Source organism: Shinella yambaruensis, from assembly GCF_022899355.1.
In the GTDB taxonomy this organism is placed as follows: Bacteria; Pseudomonadota; Alphaproteobacteria; order Rhizobiales; family Rhizobiaceae; genus Shinella; species Shinella yambaruensis.
The window spans coordinates 106,339-123,204 of record NZ_JALJCK010000009.1 but is presented as its reverse complement, the minus strand read 5'-3'; the positions used below and the strand labels follow the sequence as shown (position 1 = coordinate 123,204).

Below are 16,866 nucleotides of genomic sequence, written 5' to 3'. Positions count from 1 at the left end.
CCGGCACGAGGCCGGGTTCTTCAAGGATGGTGGAGGCAATTATTCCGACGCTTCGAGGGCCGGAGCCTCATCGCCTGCGGGCTGCGCCTCGTCACCGGCGGCCTGGGCTTCGCCCCGACGCGGACGGCGCGGGCGAGGCGTGCTGCGGCGGCGCGACGGCGCGCGGCCGGCGGCCGGGGCCGCAGCCTCGTCTTCGAGCGAAACTTCAGCCGGCGTGCCTTCGATGATCGGCTGCGGGCCGGTGCCATCGATGACGGGCTGCTCGGCGACGGGGGCCGGGGCAACCGGAGCCGCAACGGCTGCAGGCTCGTCGACGGCCGTCGAATCGATCTCGTCGGAGTCCCGCTCGAAACCGTCGCGATCGTTGAAATCCGTCCGGTCGGCATTGTCCGAGCGCTCGTCCCGCGGGAAACGGTCCTGCATCTGCGCCTGGGCGGCGGCAATGATGCGGTTGTAGTGCTCGGCATGCTGGAGATAGTTTTCCGCCATGACGCGGTCGCCGGCGCTCTGGGCGTCACGGGCAAGCGCTGCGTACTTTTCGGCGATATGCTGGGCCGTGCCCCTGATCTTCACGTCCGGACCCGAGCTGTCATAGGTCCGCGTCAGGGGATTGCCGCCCTTGCGGTGTTGGTTGTTGTTATTGTTGTTATTATTGTTGTTGTTACGCCCGCGGCCGCGCTTGTTTTGCTGTCCTGGCCTCATATGTCACTCACCTAACGTATCGTGTCTTGATGATCATGTGTCTGCACGCCTGATCGGGACACGCCAGATCAAGCATCCTTACCCGCGGGCAAACCACGCCGGTCGGTGGTCCTGTCGCCGTAAGACGTCAAATTAACAGGTACCCGCACTAGGCAGTCTTCAACCCTAGCAACTCTTCGAGAGAGCAATCCTCGCGATCGGGTCATGCAGGAACGAATCTCTGTGCCATGACCGCTTGCCCAGTGCGTGGCCGCAACCTATCCCGCTTCTTTCCCGATTCCAAGCCTTTTCTTTGCGGTCGCAGAATTTACTGTGCTTGCGCAGCAAATCACCGGGCAACCGCTGCTATAAAGACAAGAGCGCGGTCATTGCCGCCGAGATCCTTGATCGCCTCGATCCGCGAAAAACCCTTCTCGCGCATGATGGCCGTGACCTCATCCTTCTGGTCGTAACCGATCTCATAGGCCACCAGGCCGTTTTCCCGAAGATGAGCGCCCGCGCCGGCAGCAATGGCGCGATAGGCGTCGAGCCCATCTTCACCGCCATCCAGCGCCAGTATCGGATCGTGGAGCCGGACCTCATCGTCCAGCGTTCCGACCACGGAGCGGACGATATAGGGCGGGTTTGACACAATGATGTCGAAGGCCCCGGTCACGGCTGCAAACCAGTCGCTCTCGACCGCTTCGAAGCGATCCGCGACACCGTTGATATCGGCATTGCGCCGCGCCGTTTCAAGGGCCCCGGCCGAAAGATCCGCCCCCACGCCGGTCGCCCCGGGCACGAGGTCCAGGAGGGCAAGACAGATCGCGCCCGTTCCGGTGCCAAGATCGAGGATGCGGCAGCCGCCCGTCGCGCGCACGATCTTTTCCGCATAGGGCGCCAGGGCATCAACGAGGATTTCGGTATCCGGACGCGGCTCCAGCGTTTCCGGCGACAGCACCAGGTCGAGCCGCGAAAAGGCCCGGCGGCCGAGGATGCGGTGAACCGGCTCGCGCGCGATGCGGCGGTCGAGCGCCGCATCGACGGCGCGCCGCTCGGCCTCGTCCAGACTGCGGCCGCTCTCGGTCACGAAGGATGTCGGCGTCAGGTCCAATAGGCCCATGAGCAAGGTCCGCGCGTCGCCTGCTGCATCGCGGATGCCCGCTCCGGCAAGCCGGCGCCGCGCCGCGGCCAGCACCTCGGCGAGCGTCGGGCCGTTCATCGCCCCTGTTCGCCGAGCTGCGCGAGAAGGCCGGCCTGGTAGTCGGCGACCAGCGCATCGACCACCTCGTCGATCTCGCCGACCATCATGCGGTCGAGCTTGTAGAGCGTCAGGTTGATGCGGTGGTCCGTTACGCGGCCCTGCGGGAAATTGTAGGTGCGGATGCGCTCGGAACGGTCGCCCGAGCCGACCTGGCTCTTGCGGTCCGCGGAGCGCTCGCTTTCCGCGCGCTGGCGCTCGATGTCGTAGAGCCGCGAGCGCAGCACCTGCATGGCCTTGGCGCGGTTCTGGTGCTGCGACTTTTCCGAGCTCGTCACGACGAGGCCGGTCGGCAGGTGGGTGATGCGCACGGCCGAGTCCGTCGTGTTGACGTGCTGGCCGCCGGCACCCGAGGAGCGCATCGTATCGACGCGGATATCCTCCGGCCGGATCTCGATGTCGATCTCTTCCGCTTCCGGCAGCACGGCGACGGTCGCCGCCGAAGTGTGGATGCGCCCGCTCGCCTCCGTCTCCGGAACGCGCTGGACGCGGTGCACGCCCGATTCGAACTTCAACTTGGCAAAAACGCCGCGCCCGGTGATCGTCGCGATGATTTCCTTGAAGCCGCCCGCTTCCCCCTCGCTCGCGGACAGCACCTCGACCTTCCAGTTATGGGCGGAAGCGTAGCGCTCGTACATGCGGAAGAGGTCGCCGGCAAAGAGCGCAGCTTCCGAACCGCCCGTGCCGGCGCGGATTTCCAGGATCGCGCTCTTCTCGTCGGCGGCATCCTTGGGGAGAAGCAGGATCTGCATCTCCTTTTCCAGCCCCTCCAGCCGTTCCTTCAGCTCCGGCAACTCCATCTCCGCAAGGTCGCGCATCTCGCGGTCGGTCGCCTTGTCGGCAAGCAGTGCGTCGAGGTCGGCGATCTCGCCGCTGACCTTCTCGTATTCGCGGATCTTCGTCACGACCGGCTGAAGCTCGGAATATTCCGAGGCAAGACGCACATAGGTCTCCGAATCCGGCCCCGCCGACATGCGTGCCTCGATCTCGCCGAAACGGCGTTCGAGTTCGCGCATCTTTTCAACGGGAAGCTTCGCCACCGTTCAAACTCCAGTCAGGTCTTTAAAGCGGAACGCCGTTCTCGGCCGCAAAGTCGGTGAGGATCTGGCGGATCGAGGCCGTCGGCCTTGTATCGTCGAGCGCCGGCGTCAGCACCGCTTCGAGCTTGCCCGCATCGAGCGACAGCAGCATCGACTTGACCGGGCCGATCGCCGCCGGCGACATCGAGACCGAGCGGAAGCCGATGCCGAGCAGCGCCATGGCCGAGATCGGCTTGCTCGCCATCTCGCCGCAAAGCGTCACCGGCGTGTCGTTGCGTATGCCGGCGCGCACGATATCGCGCAGGATGCGCAGGAACGGCCGGCCGAGCGTGTCGAACCGGTCGGAGACGCGGGCATTGCCGCGATCGACCGCCATGGCGAACTGGAAGAGGTCGTTCGAGCCGACCGAGACGAAATCGACCTCGGCCATCAGCTCGTCGAGCTGCCAGAGTAGCGCCGGCACCTCCAGCATGGCGCCGAACTGCAGCTTCTTGGGCAGCTGCTCGCCGATCTTGGACTGCCGCTGGATTTCCTTCTGGAGAAGGTCGCGGACCTCCTTCAGCTCGGAAACCTCGGTCACCATCGGCAGCATCAGCCGGAGATCGGCGCCCGCCGCGGCGCGCAGCATGGCGCGAAGCTGGGTGCGCAGGAGGCCCGGCCGGTCGAGCGACAGGCGGATGGCCCGCCAGCCGAGCGCCGGGTTCTCCTCCTCCGCCGCGCGGAAATAGGGCACGACCTTGTCGCCGCCGATATCGAGCGTGCGGAACGTCACGGGGCGGCCGCCGGCATGCTTCAGCACGTTGCGATAGAACGCCTCCTGTTCCTCCGCCTTCGGCATGGTCGAGGCGATCATGAACTGGAGCTCGGTGCGGAAGAGGCCGATGCCGGATGCGCCGGATTCGTTGAGATGCGGCAGGTCGACGAGCAGGCCCGCATTCATCTGGAGACTAATCGCCCGGCCGTCCTTCGTGACGGGCTCCACGGCGCGCAGCGCGCGGTACTGCTCCTGCCGGCGGGCGCGGAAACGCACCTTCTCCTCGTAGGAGCGCTGGAGATCGGGCAAAGGCCGCAGATGCACCCGGCCGTCGTCGCCGTCGATGATGATGGAATCGCCGTTTTCGGCAAGCGCCACCGCACCCGCCGCCTGGCCGACCACCGGAATGCCCATGGCGCGCGCGACGATCACCACATGGCTGGTGACGGCACCCTCTTCGAGCACCAGGCCGCGCACGTTCTGGCGCGGATAATCGAGCAGTTCCGCCGCGCCCATGGCACGCGCGACGACGATCGCATCGTTCGGGAAGCTGCTGGCCGAGAGCTTCGCGCCATAGCCGGTCAGCTGGCGCAGGAGCCGGTTGGCGAGATCGTCGAAATCGTGCATGCGCTCGCGCAGATAGGGATCCGTCAGGCGGATCATGCGCGCCTTGGTCTCGCTCTGCACCCGCTCGACGGCCGCTTCCGCGGTCAGGCCGTTGCGGATCGCCTCCTCGAGCTTCCGCACCCAGCCGCGGTCATGCGCGAACATGCGATAGGTTTCCAGCACCTCGCGGTGCTCGCCCTCCATCGACACTTCGCGGCGAGAGAGCATGTCGTCGATCGAGATGCGCAGCGACCCGAGCGCCTCGGCGAGGCGGCCGAGCTCGTGTTCGGAATCCTCGTTCAAAAGGTTCGTCACGACGATGCGCGGCTCGTGCAGCACGACATAGCCGAGACCGATGCCTTCGCCGAAGCTCGCCCCCTCGATCGCGACGGGGCGGGACAGGTCCAGCTCGAGACCGGGCTTGGTGAGCTTCTTCAGCTCGCCGGTCGCCACCATTTCCGCAATCACCATCGCCGTCGTTTCGAGCGCCTCCACCTCGTCCTCGCGGTAGGTGCGGCTCGCCTTGTTCTGCACGACAAGCACGCCGAGCGCCCTGCCGGTGCGCAAGATAGGAACGCCGAGGAAGGAGTGGTAGATCTCCTCGCCCGTTTCCGGCAGGTAGGTGAAGGCGGGATGCGACTGGGCGTCGGAAAGGTTCAGCGGCCGCGCGGAGGCGGCGATGGTGCCGACAAGGCCCTGGCCCATCTTGAGCTGGGCGAGGTGGACGGCCCCGGGATTGAGGCCTTCGGTCGCATAGAGTTCGAGGATGCCATCGGAGCGCAGCACGTAGACGGAACACACTTCCGCGACCATGTTCTGCGCGATCTGGCGCACGATCTGGTCAAGGCGCTCCTGCGGCTCGAGCGGCTCCGCCATCAGTTCGCGCAGCCGCTTGAGAAGAACGCGCGGACCCGCGGAGAGGTCTCTCATCGCGTGGCGTCTCCCGAATATGACGTTACTCCACCGGCGCGGGCCACGCCGGCGATCCTTGAGATCGGCACCGAGTCGGCCGGTCCTTACTTCTTATCGAGACCGTAGACGGAATGCAAAGTCCGAACGGCGAGTTCGGCATAGGCGCCGTCGATCAGGATGGAAATCTTGATCTCGGAGGTGGTGATCGCCCGGATGTTGATGCCCTTCTCGGCAAGCGCGCGGAAGGCCGAGGCGGCAACGCCCGCATGGCTGCGCATGCCGATGCCGATGACGGAGACCTTGACGAGGCCCGTCTCGTGCTGGATCACGTCGAAGCCGACCTTCTCCTTGGCGCCTTCGAGCACCTTGAGCGCCTTCTCCATGTCGCCGGACGGCACGGTGAAGGTCATGTCGGTCTTCGAGCCGTCCTCGGAAATGTTCTGGACGATCATGTCGACATTGATGTGGGCTTCGGCGAGCGGGCCGAAAATCGCGGCCGAAACGCCCGGCCGGTCGGCGACGCGGCGGAGCGAAATCTGCGCTTCATCCTTGGCATAGGCGATGCCGGTTACGACTTCCTGTTCCACGATCTCATCCTCATCACAAATCAGCGTACCGGGCGGGTTCAGAAGATCGCCCATGCCCGGCGCATCGGGATCCACGAAAGACGAGCGGACGAAGGTGCGCACCTTGTGCACCATGGCAAGCTCGACCGAGCGCACCTGCAGCACCTTGGCGCCGAGCGAGGCCATTTCGAGCATTTCCTCGAAGGCGATCTTCTTCAGGCGCCGGGCCTTCGGCTCGATGCGCGGGTCGGTCGTGTAGACGCCGTCGACGTCGGTATAGATGTCGCAGCGGTCCGCCTTGACGGCGGCGGCGATGGCGACGGCCGACGTGTCGGAGCCGCCGCGGCCGAGCGTGGCGACGCGGTTGTCGGGGCCGAGGCCCTGGAAGCCGGCGACGACCGCCACCTGGCCCTCGCCCATGCGGCGGACGATTTCGCCGCCGTCGATCTCGAGGATGCGGGCGGCGCCATGGGCGTTGTCGGTGCGGATCGGGATCTGCCAGCCCTGCCAGGAGCGGGCATTGATGCCCATCGACTGGAGCGCGATGGCGAGAAGGCCGGCGGTAACCAGTTCGCCGGAGGCGACGATCGCGTCATATTCGCGCGCGTCGTAGAAGGGCGAGTTGGCGCCCGTCACCTTCGGCATGCCCTGCACCCAGGCGACCAGTTCGTTGGTCTTGCCGGACATGGCGGAAACGACGACGGCGACCTCGTGGCCGGCATCGACCTCGCGTTTCACATGGCGGGCCACATTGTGGATACGGTCGAGGTCAGCGACGGACGTTCCGCCGAATTTCATCACGATGCGTGCCATTTGTGTGTACCGCTATTCCAGATGTTCGCGCGAGCGCGCGGGAGAAACCGCGGGGTCTCTTAGCGGAAGACCCCGCGCTGCGCAATGCATGGAATCCGGCAAACGGTCTTTGGACGGTTCAGCCCTTGCGGCTGATCCGGTAGACGAAGGCCGGCGGCACGTTGCGCAGCGTGCCGCCGACCCTGACGGCGGAGAGACCGAGCCGGTCGAGCACGGCGCGCGGCACCGGGCAACGCAGGCCATAGGTGAACTGGTAGAGCGCTGCCCCCTCGCCAAGCCGCGCGAAGGTGCCGGCAAGAATGGCGAAAACCTTCTCCGGCCGCATGGAGAGCAGCGGCAGGCCGCTGATCGCCGCGCCCGCGGGCGCGGCGCAGAACCGGGCGATGCGCGCCGCATCGGTGCAGGCGATCTGCGCCTTGGGAAAGCGCTGCTGCAGCAGCGCCGCGAATTCCGCTCCCATTTCCACGAGGACAATGTTCTCCTCCGCGACGCCGCGACGCAGCAGGGCCCGCGTGAAGACGCCCGTTCCGGGGCCGAGCTCGATGACCCGGCCGGTCTCCGGCCCGATTTCCCGCACGATGAGGTCCGCCAGCGCCTTGCCGGAGGGCGTGACCGAAGCGACGCGCAGCGGATCGCGCATCCAGGCACGGAAGAAATGATAGGCGTCCATCGTCAGGGCGGTCATCGCAGGTGCTCCGCAACGGAAGGGAAGGTGAGGCCGGCAAGGTCTTCCGACAGCCGCCACAGCCGCGCGGCAAGGACAGGATCGGTCGCGGCGGGCAGTGGCTGCACGATCGCGGGGGCGCCGCGCATCTCGCGAAACCCGTCGGGGCCGATGAACTCGCCCCCGACAAGGCCTTCGGCGGTTGCCGCATGGAGCTGGTTCAGCACGCCCTGCTCGGCATTCTGCGCGAGGAAGCGGTTGCCGATGCGCATGAAGAGGCGCAGCGCGCCCGATGTCGCACTGGTCTGGAGGTTGGTGGCGGAATAGCCGGGATGGGCGAGCACGCTGAGCACCGGCAGGCGGGCCGCCTTGAGACGGCGGTCGAGTTCCAGCGCGAAGAGCACGTTGGCGAGCTTCGACTGGGCGTAGAAGGCAAGGCGGCCATAGGCCTTCTCGCCCCTGATGTCCTCGAAATGGATGCGGCCGCGCCGGTGCAGCTCGGAGCTGACCGTGACGACACGGGCACCGGGCGCGGCGGACAGCAGCGGCAGCAGGCGCAGCGTCAGCGCGAAATGGGCGAGGTGGTTGACACCGAACTGGGTTTCGTGGCCCTGCCGCGTCAGCCCGTGCGGCGGCATCATGACACCGGCATTGTTGATGAGGAGATCGACCGGCCGGCCTTCGGCGACAAGCCTGGCGGCAAAGGCCGCGACATCGTCGAGATCGGCAAGATCGAGCCGGCGGAGCATGACCTCGGCCCCGGGAAGCTCGGTGCGAATGCGGGCCAGCGCCCGCTCCCCCCGGCCCTCGTCGCGCGCGGTCATCAGGACCGCGGCGCCCTTCCTCGCAAGCTCGCGCGCCGTCAGGAAGCCGAGGCCGCTATTGGCGCCGGTGACGACGGCAAGGCGGCCGGCCTGATCCGGCATCTGCGAAAGGGTCCATGGTTCCCGCCTCGTCTCGGCGGTTGCCACACGGGCTGCACGCATTATGATACCTCGCAGAAATCTGAACAGTGTTTACATTGTGCTAGCGCATAATCTTTACACTGTAAAGATGACATGTCTGCGAGGCCTGCGATGAACGAGAAAAAAACTGCCGAACGCGGCTATCACCACGGCGACCTGCGCGACGCGCTGATCCGCGCTGCCGACGAGCTGCTCGCCGAGCGGGGCCTCGAAGGGTTCACGCTGCGCGAGACCGCCCGGCGCGCCGGGGTCTCGCCCGCCGCCCCCTCGCACCATTTCGGCGGCACGGCCGGCCTTCTCACGGAGGTCGCCGCCCTCGGCTGGGCGGAGCTTGCCCGCCGGCTGGCGATTGCCGGCGACACCGGCAGCACGGCCGAACGTCTCAAGGCGCAGGGCGTCGCCTATGTGCGCTTCGCCGTGGAATTTCCCGGCCGCTTCCACCTGATGTTCCGCCACGACATGCTGCTGCACGACCAGCCGTCGCTGGACCGGGCGACGGGCGAGGCCTGGAATGCGCTCGAACGAACCGTGCGTGCCTTGCGCGGCCAGAAGGAAGGCGAGGAACTCGACGCCGAGGGCGAGGCCATGCTGATCGGCATCTGGTCGACGGCGCACGGTTTCGCCCACCTGACGCTCGACAAGAAGCTTTCCCGCATGGCCGAATGCGGCAGCGACACGGACATGCTCGACACGCTCTTCCCCTCCATCATCGATACGCTCTGGGTGAAGCGGCTCGGCTGAGACGAAAAGGCCCGCGCACCTTTCGGCACGCGGGCAAAGGGGATCGGATGGTACGGCAGTTCCCGCAAGACCGCGTCGCGGCTTTACCGGAAATGCCGGAGAGATGGCCGCGGGCGAAACACCGCCCTCGGCCGTTTCGCCTTACTTCTGCCAGCTCTTGACGAGTTCGTCATAGTTGACGGTGAGCGGCTTTTCCTTTTCGTTCTCGATCTTCAGCTGCGGCGCGAGGTTGCCCTTCGCAACGGCATCCTTGTTCCAGTATTCGAGATCGTGCTCTTCGGCGAGCTTCGGACCCATGTCGCCCATGACGCCGGCGCGCTCGAGGCGCTCCAGCACCTTCTCCTGCTCGGCGCACAGAGAATCCATGGCTTCCTGCGCGGACTTGGCGCCCGAGGAGGCATCGCCGATCGCCTGCCACCACAGCTGTGCCAGCTTCGGATAGTCCGGGATGTTCGTACCCGTCGGCGACCACTGCACGCGGGCCGGCGAACGGTAGAACTCGATCAAACCGCCCAGCTTCGGCGCCCGCTCCGTGAACGACGGATGGGCGATCGAGGATTCGCGGATGAGCGTCAGGCCGACATGGCTCTTCTTGACGTCGACCGTCTTGGAGACGACGAACTGCGCATAGAGCCAGGCGGCCTTGGCGCGGTCTTCAGGCGTCGACTTCAACAGCGTCCAGGAACCCACGTCCTGGTAGCCGAGCTTCATGCCGTCCTTCCAGTAGACGCCGTGCGGCGACGGGGCGAAGCGCCACTTCGGCGTGCCGTCCTCATTGACGACCGGCAGGCCTTCCTTCACGAAGTCGGCGGTGAACGCCGTATAGGTGAACATCTGCTGGGCGACTTCGCCCTGCGAGGGAACCGGGCCGGATTCGGAGAAGGTCATGCCGCCGGCAGCCGCCGGTGCATAGGCCTTCAGCCAGTCGAGGTACTTCTGGATGGCATAGACCGAAGCCGGTCCGTTGGTGTCGCCGCCGCGGGCGACGCACGAGCCGACCGGACGGGAATTCTCGTCGACCTTGATGCCCCATTCGTCGACCGGCAGGCCGTTCGGGATGCCCTTGTCGCCGTTGCCGGCCATCGAGAGCCACGCATCGGTGAAGCGCCAGCCGAGCGACGGGTCCTTCTTGCCGTAGTCCATGTGGCCATAGACCTTCTTGCCGTCGATCTCGCGGCCGGTGAAGAACTCGGCGATGTCCTCATAGGCCGACCAGTTGACCGGAACGCCGAGGTCGTAGCCGTACTTCTCCTTGAAGTCCGCCTTGTTCTTCTCGTCGTTGAACCAGTCGTAGCGGAACCAGTAGAGGTTCGCGAACTGCTGGTCGGGCAGCTGATAGAGCTTGCCGTCCGGCGCGGTCGTGAAGGACTTGCCGATGAAGTCGTCGAGGTCGAGGCCGGGATTGGTGACGTCCTTGCCTTCGTTCGCCATGAAATCGGTCAGCGAACGGGCTTGCTGGTAGCGCCAATGGGTGCCGATCAGGTCCGAGTCGTTGACATAGGCGTCGTAGATGTTCTCGCCCGACTGCATCTGCGTCTGGAGCTTCTCGATGACGTCGCCTTCGCCGATCAGGTCGTGGGTGATCTTGATGCCGGTGATGGCGGTGAAGGCCGGCGCAAGGACCTTCGATTCGTATTCATGCGTGGTGATCGTTTCCGAAACGACCTTGATCTCCATGCCGGCGAAGGGCTTGGCGGCATCGATGAACCACTGCATCTCCGCTTCCTGGCCGGCGCGGTCGAGCGCGGACAGGTCGCCGATTTCCGCATCGAGGAATTTCTTGGCGGCATCCATGTCCGCGAATGCGGAGCCGGTGAACGCCAGCAGCATGGCTGCCGTCGTCGTCAGAAGTTGCTTTCGCATATTGATCCTCCCTTGGGGTTTTGCGATTGCATGCGCGAAGGCCCCTATTCTCCCCGGGGCCTCCCTTTCCTTTGCCTAGACGAAGCGGAACACGCCGATGGCGTAGACCACGGACAAGGCAAGAGCCCACCACAGGTTGGGGCCGACGAGCCCCAGCCATGCGAGATGAATGAACGCCGAGCCGAGCAGCGACACGAAGAGCCGGTCGCCGCGGGTCGTCTCGAAGCGCAGGATGCCGACGCGCGGGGACCCGCCCGGACGGGCATATTCCCACACCGCCATCAGCGCGATCAGCGTGAAGATCGTCAGAAAGAACATGGCCGTCGGGAACGACCAGGCCATCCAGCCGCCCGGAATGAGCGAGGCGAACCAGTCGCGCGCGCCGTCCTTGACGGGGATCGCCATGACGAGGAGGCCGGTGATGACGGCATAGGCGGCGAGCACGGCGGCAAGCGCCACGGGCCAGCGGTTGTTGCGGTTTGCGACGGCGGCCATCAGACCCTCCCCAGGGCAAAGCCCTTGGCGATGTAGTTGCGGACGAAATAGATGACGAGCGCGCCGGGAATGATGGTGAGCACACCGGCGGCGGCCAGCACGCCCCAGTCCATGCCCGAGGCCGAGACCGTGCGCGTCATCGTGGCGGCGATCGGCTTGGCGTCCGTCGTCGTCAGCGTACGGGCGATCAGGAGCTCGACCCAGGAGAACATGAAGCAGAAGAAGGCGGCGACACCGATGCCCGAGGCGATCAGCGGCACGAAGATCTTGGCGAAGAACTTCGGGAACGAATAGCCGTCGATATAGGCGGTCTCGTCGATCTCCTTCGGCACGCCGGACATGAAGCCCTCGAGGATCCAGACGGCGAGCGGCACGTTGAACAGGCAGTGCGCGATGGCGACGGCGATATGCGTGTCGATCAGGCCGAAGGCCGAATAGAGCTGGAAGAACGGCAGCGCGAAGACGGCCGGCGGCGCCATGCGGTTGGTCAGCAGCCAGAAGAACAGGTGCTTGTCGCCGAGGAAGCGGTAGCGCGAGAAGGCATAGGCCGCCGGCAGCGCCACGGCGACCGAGATGACCGTGTTCAGGACCACATAGAGGATCGAGTTGATATAGCCCGAATACCAGGCCGGATCGGTGAAGATCACGGCGTAGTTGCGGAGCGTCGGCGACTGCGGCCAGAGCGAGAAGACGCCGGTGATCTCCTGGTTCGTCTTGAAGCTCATGTTGACGAGCCAGTAGATCGGCAGCATCAGGAAGACGATGTAGAGCGTCGGAATGAGCCAGGAGAGGCTGCGCTTCGAGCCGGCCCCGGCCTTCGCGCCGGCATTGCTCGCAACGCCCGTCTGGATGGTGTTTGCGGTGGTTGCCTGTGAGGTCATGGTTTCCTCCCTCACGCCTGTTCGTCGCTGCTGGTCATGACCGTGTAGAAGATCCACGAGAGCAGCAGGATGATCAGGAAGTAGATGATGGACATGGCCGCGGCCGGGCCGAGGTCGAACTGGCCGATCGCCATCTTGACGAGGTCGATCGACAGGAAGGTGGTCGAGTTGCCGGGGCCGCCGCCGGTGACGACGAAGGGCTCGGTATAGATCATGAAACTGTCCATGAAGCGCAGCAGGAAGGCGATGAGCAGCACGCGCTTCATCTTCGGCAACTGGATATAGCGGAACACGGCCCAGCGCGAGGCGCCGTCGATCTTGGCGGCCTGGTAATAGGCCTCCGGGATCGAGACGAGGCCGGCATAGCAGAGTAGCACGACAAGGCTCGTCCAGTGCCAGACGTCCATGATGATCAGCGTCAGCCAGGCATCGAAGACGTTGTTGACATAGTTGTAGTTGATGCCGAGCGAATGGAGCGTGCGGCCGAGCAGGCCGATGTCGACGCGGCCGAACACCTGCCAGATCGTGCCGACGACATTCCACGGGATGAGCAGCGGCAGCGCCATCAGGACGAGGCAGACCGGCACGCCGAGGCCCTTCTTGGGCATGTTGAGCGCGATCAGGATGCCGAGCGGGATCTCGATGGTCAGGATGATGCCGGAAAAGAGCAGGTTGCGGCCGAGCGCCTGCCAGAAGCGGTCGGATTCCAGAACGTCGGAGAACCAGCCGACGCCGTTCCAGAAGAACTGGTTGTTGCCGAACGTGTCCTGCACCGAATAGTTCACCACCGTCATCAGCGGGATCACCGCCGAGAAGGCGACGAGCAGCAGGACGGGCAGGACCATGAACCAGGCCTTGTTGTTCCAGGTCTTGTTCATCGTCAGCCCTCCCTGCCGACACGCCAGGAATCGGCGTAGATGTTGATGGCCGCGGGATCGAAGGTGACGCGCGGCTCGGCGGGGATTTCGCCGTCCTCGGGAACGACGATGGCGATCGGCTTACCGGCGAATTCGGCGCGCACGATCTTCTGCCGGCCGATATCCTCGACCTTGCTGATCGAGACCGGCATGCCCTCGCGCGACAGCGCGATGAATTCCGGGCGGATGCCGAGTTCCGTCTTCGCGCCGGCGGCGACCTGCGGCCGGTAGTCGAGCGTAAGCGTCTCTTCACCGACCCTGATGCTGTTGCCGTCGATGAATGCCGGCAGCACGTTCATGCCCGGCGAGCCGATGAAGTAGCCGACGAAGGTGTGGCTCGGCTTTTCGAAAAGCTCGGCCGGCGTACCGATCTGCACGATCTGGCCGTCATACATGACCACCACCTTGTCGGCGAAGGTCAGCGCCTCGGTCTGGTCATGCGTGACATAGACCATGGTGAAGCCGAACTGCCGGTGCAGCTTCTTCAACTGCGAGCGCAGCACCCATTTCATATGCGGGTCGATGACGGTCAGCGGCTCGTCGAACAGGATGGCGTTGACGTCGTTGCGCACGAGGCCGCGGCCGAGCGAGATCTTCTGCTTCTGGTCGGCGGTGAGCCCGCGCGCCGTCTTCTTCGCCCAGCCCGCGAGATCGATCATTTCCAGGATCTCGCGCACGCGGCGATCGACTTCCGGTTCGGCGACGCCGCGGTTGCGCAAGGGGAAGGCGAGATTGTCGTAGACCGTCATCGTGTCGTAGATGACCGGGAACTGGAAGACCTGCGCGATGTTGCGCTGCTGCGTCGAAAGGTAGGTGACATCCTTGCCGTCGAACAGGATGCGCCCCTCGGACGGCTGCAGCAGGCCGGAGATGATGTTGAGCAGCGTGGTCTTGCCGCAGCCCGAGGGGCCGAGCAGCGCATAGGCGCCGCCGTCGTTCCACTCGTGGTGCACTTCCTTCAGCGCATAGTCCGCTTCCGATTTCGGCTTTTCGCCGTAGGCGTGGCGGATGTGGTCGAGATTGATGCGTGCCATGGTCTCCTCCTCAGGCCGCCGCGGCCGCGGGTTCCGCGATCGCCCTGCCGTCCGTGCCGAAGGCCATCAGGTGGCGCGTGTCGACATGGACGGTGATGACCGCGTCCGGCTCGATGTCGTGGATGCCCGGCGAGAGCATGACCCAGCGGCTGCCCTCGAACTCGATGTGAATGAAGCTTTCCGAGCCGGCGATCTCGGAAATCGCCGTGCGCGCCTGAAGGCTCGCAGAAGCCGGATGCTGGCTGGCGAGCGAAAGGTGATGCGGATGGAAGGCGATGGTGCAGGGGCCGTCCGGCAGCGCGACAAGATGCGCCGGCACCGGCAGGACCGGCTTGCCGCCGATCTCGAAATGGCCGCCGGTCTTCAGCACCTGCATCGTGTTGAGCGGCGGGTCGGCGAAGGTGCGGGCCGTCAGAAGATCGTTCGGCCGGCGGTAGACGTCGATCGTGCGGCCGAACTGGGTGATACGGCCCTCGGAGAGCGTCGCCGTGTTGCCGCCGAGCAGCAGCGCCTCGGAGGGTTCCGTCGTCGCGTAGACGAAGATCGCGCCGGAGGCGGCGAAGATCTTCGGCAGTTCGAGGCGCAGTTCCTCGCGCAGCTTGTAGTCGAGGTTGGCGAGCGGCTCGTCGAGCAGCACGAGGCTGGCATTCTTGACGATGGCGCGGGCGAGCGCAGTGCGCTGCTGCTGGCCGCCCGAAAGGTTGAGCGGCGTGCGGTCGAGATAGGGCGTCAGCTTCAGAAGATCGGCCGCCTTGCGCACTTCCCGGTCGATGGTCCCGTTGTCGGCGCCCTTGATGCGCATCGGCGAGGCGATGTTCTCGTAGACGGTCAGCGCCGGATAGTTGATGAACTGCTGGTAGACCATGGCGACGCCACGATCCTGCACGCGCACGCCCGTCACGTCCTTGCCGTCGAACCAGACGGAACCGGATGTCGGCGTGTCGAGGCCGGCCATCAGCCGCATCAGCGAGGTCTTGCCCGACAGCGTCGGGCCGAGCAGCACGTTGAGCGAGCCGCGCTCGAGCACGAGGTTGGTCGGATGGATGTGCGTCTCCGCCCCCGCCACCTTCGTGATGTTCTTGAGTTCCAGCATTCCTGTCTCCGTCGTTCCTCCCAGCCACCGGAAAAGGTCGCTAGTGGGGGGCCGCCTGTGCAGCCGCCATGTAGTCTTCCAGAACAGCCGCCTCCGCGGCTGTCAGATGCAATCCGCGTTTGGTCCGCCGCCACAGCACGTCCTCGGCATGCCGGGCCCATTCTTCCTTCATCAGCCAGCGCACTTCGCGCTCATAAAGGTCGCTGCCGAAATGCCGGCCGAGATCGTCGATGCCCTTCGCGCCGTCCAGCATCGCCGCCGCCCGCGTGCCGTAGAGCCGCACGAGCCGGCGGGCATGGGCCGGGGCGAGGAAGGCGAACCGCGCGGAAAGCCCCTTCACCTCGGCATCGAACCCGTCGACCTTGAAATCGCCGCCGGGCAGGCGCGAACCGGCCGTCCAGCGGTCCCCCTTCGCGCCGATCGCATCCCCGATCTTCTCCAGCGCCGATTCGGCGAGGCGCCGGTAGGTGGTGAGCTTGCCGCCGAAAATGTTGAGCAACGGCGCCTGGCCATCGCCGCCCTCGACCTTCAGCACGTAGTCGCGCGTCGCTTCCTGCGCCTTGCTGGCGCCGTCGTCGAAGAGCGGGCGCACGCCGGAATAGGTCCAGACGATGTCGTCCCGCTTCACCGGCTCGGCGAAATATTCGCTCGCCGAGGCGCAAAGATAGTCGATTTCCGCGTCGCTGATGCGAACATCCCGGGGATCGCCCTGGTAGTCCCGGTCGGTCGTGCCGATCAGCGTGAACTCTTCCTGGTAGGGAATGGCGAACATGATACGCCCGTCCGGGTTCTGGAAGAAGTAGGCGCGCGGATCGGAGAACTTCGTCTTCACGACGATGTGACTGCCCTGCACGAGACGGACATTGTGCACGTCGTTGCGGCCGAAGGCGGTGGAGAGGACCTTGTCGACCCAGGGACCGGCCGCATTGACCAGCATGCGCGCCCGGAAATTTTCACGCGCGCCCGTCTCGACATTCTCGGTCTCGACGGCCCAGTGGCCATTTTCGCGGCGCGCGGTGACGACCCGGGTAGCCGTGCGGATATCCGCGCCGCGATCGGCGGCGTCGCGGGCATTCAGGACGACGAGGCGGGCATCGTCCACCCAGCCGTCGGAATATTCGAAGGCCTTGCGGAAGAGCTTCTTCAGCGGCCCGCCCGCCGGGTCCTTTGCAAGGTCGAGCGTGCGGGTGGCCGGCAGCAGCTTGCGCCCGCCGATATAGTCATAAAGGAACAAGCCGAGGCGGATGAGCCAGGCCGGGCGCAGGCCGCCCTTCTGGAAGGGAAGCACGAAGCGCATCGGCCAGATGACGTGCGGCGCCATGGCCCAGAGCACTTCGCGCTCCATCAGCGCCTCGCGCACCAGGCGGAATTCGTAATGTTCGAGATAACGCAGGCCGCCGTGGATGAGCTTGGTGGAGGCCGAGGACGTGCCCGACGCAAAGTCCTTCATCTCGGCAAGCACGACCGAATAACCACGGCCCGCCGCATCGCGCGCGATGCCGCAGCCATTGATGCCGCCACCGATAACGAAAATATCGCGGATCACGTCGCCGTTCAAATTCCCCTCCCATTTCGCATCG

15 protein-coding genes are annotated in these 16,866 nt (G+C 65.5%); 1 reads left to right on the top strand and 14 read right to left on the bottom strand.

What is annotated here, in order from left to right:
- Nucleotides 1-39 precede the first annotated feature (39 nt).
- From MUU56_RS21090 to MUU56_RS21060, 7 genes are all read right to left on the bottom strand, one after another.
- Entirely contained in the window at nt 40-702 is a 663-nt protein-coding gene (locus MUU56_RS21090; RefSeq protein ID WP_244769250.1) for a DUF4167 domain-containing protein, read from the bottom strand.
- A 328-nt stretch (nt 703-1,030) separates the two neighbouring features.
- Nucleotides 1,031-1,903 carry a peptide chain release factor N(5)-glutamine methyltransferase gene (gene prmC, locus MUU56_RS21085; protein ID WP_244769249.1) on the bottom strand — a complete coding sequence of 291 codons (873 nt, stop codon included), beginning with the start codon at nt 1,901-1,903 and terminating at the stop codon, nt 1,031-1,033.
- Nucleotides 1,900-2,982, bottom strand: a complete 1,083-nt coding sequence (gene prfA / locus MUU56_RS21080; protein ID WP_244769248.1) for a peptide chain release factor 1 — start codon at nt 2,980-2,982, stop codon at nt 1,900-1,902. Before prfA ends, prmC begins: the two co-directional genes overlap by 4 nt.
- A 22-nt stretch (nt 2,983-3,004) precedes the next feature.
- Nucleotides 3,005-5,272, bottom strand: coding sequence for a phosphoenolpyruvate--protein phosphotransferase (ptsP, locus tag MUU56_RS21075; RefSeq protein ID WP_244769247.1), 2,268 nt, complete (start codon nt 5,270-5,272; stop codon nt 3,005-3,007).
- 86 nt (nt 5,273-5,358) lie between these two features.
- Nucleotides 5,359-6,633, bottom strand: a complete 1,275-nt coding sequence (locus tag MUU56_RS21070; protein ID WP_244769246.1) for an aspartate kinase — start codon at nt 6,631-6,633, stop codon at nt 5,359-5,361.
- 118 nt (nt 6,634-6,751) lie between these two features.
- Nucleotides 6,752-7,318: a class I SAM-dependent methyltransferase gene (locus MUU56_RS21065; RefSeq protein ID WP_244769245.1), complete on the bottom strand. Its 567-nt coding sequence runs from the start codon at nt 7,316-7,318 to the stop codon at nt 6,752-6,754.
- On the bottom strand, nt 7,315-8,283 hold the full coding sequence (locus MUU56_RS21060) for an oxidoreductase (RefSeq protein WP_263193636.1): 969 nt from the start codon (nt 8,281-8,283) through the stop codon (nt 7,315-7,317). Before MUU56_RS21060 ends, MUU56_RS21065 begins: the two co-directional genes overlap by 4 nt.
- A 90-nt stretch (nt 8,284-8,373) precedes the next feature.
- Between MUU56_RS21060 and MUU56_RS21055 the strand changes: the two genes are divergently transcribed.
- Nucleotides 8,374-9,003: a TetR/AcrR family transcriptional regulator gene (locus tag MUU56_RS21055; RefSeq protein WP_244769243.1), complete on the top strand. Its 630-nt coding sequence runs from the start codon at nt 8,374-8,376 to the stop codon at nt 9,001-9,003.
- Nucleotides 9,004-9,144: 141 nt separating this feature from the next.
- Here MUU56_RS21055 and MUU56_RS21050 read toward each other — a convergent pair whose 3' ends face one another.
- From MUU56_RS21050 to glpD, 7 genes are all read right to left on the bottom strand, one after another.
- Nucleotides 9,145-10,866: an ABC transporter substrate-binding protein gene (locus tag MUU56_RS21050; protein WP_244769242.1), complete on the bottom strand. Its 1,722-nt coding sequence runs from the start codon at nt 10,864-10,866 to the stop codon at nt 9,145-9,147.
- 75 nt (nt 10,867-10,941) lie between these two features.
- Complete coding sequence (locus MUU56_RS21045) at nt 10,942-11,361, bottom strand: DUF2160 domain-containing protein (RefSeq protein ID WP_084438163.1); 420 nt, start codon at nt 11,359-11,361, stop codon at nt 10,942-10,944.
- On the bottom strand, nt 11,361-12,242 hold the full coding sequence (locus MUU56_RS21040; protein WP_244769241.1) for a carbohydrate ABC transporter permease: 882 nt from the start codon (nt 12,240-12,242) through the stop codon (nt 11,361-11,363). Before MUU56_RS21040 ends, MUU56_RS21045 begins: the two co-directional genes overlap by 1 nt.
- A gap of 11 nt (nt 12,243-12,253) precedes the next feature.
- The gene (locus MUU56_RS21035) at nt 12,254-13,120 is read right to left on the bottom strand and encodes a carbohydrate ABC transporter permease (RefSeq protein WP_244769240.1); all 867 of its coding nucleotides are present in this window, start codon (nt 13,118-13,120) and stop codon (nt 12,254-12,256) included.
- 2 nt (nt 13,121-13,122) lie between these two features.
- On the bottom strand, nt 13,123-14,193 hold the full coding sequence (locus MUU56_RS21030) for an ABC transporter ATP-binding protein (RefSeq protein ID WP_244769239.1): 1,071 nt from the start codon (nt 14,191-14,193) through the stop codon (nt 13,123-13,125).
- A 10-nt stretch (nt 14,194-14,203) separates the two neighbouring features.
- Nucleotides 14,204-15,286 carry an ABC transporter ATP-binding protein gene (locus MUU56_RS21025; protein ID WP_244769238.1) on the bottom strand — a complete coding sequence of 361 codons (1,083 nt, stop codon included), beginning with the start codon at nt 15,284-15,286 and terminating at the stop codon, nt 14,204-14,206.
- A gap of 40 nt (nt 15,287-15,326) precedes the next feature.
- Nucleotides 15,327-16,844, bottom strand: a complete 1,518-nt coding sequence (gene glpD / locus MUU56_RS21020) for a glycerol-3-phosphate dehydrogenase (RefSeq protein ID WP_244769237.1) — start codon at nt 16,842-16,844, stop codon at nt 15,327-15,329.
- Nucleotides 16,845-16,866: the final 22 nt, after the last annotated feature.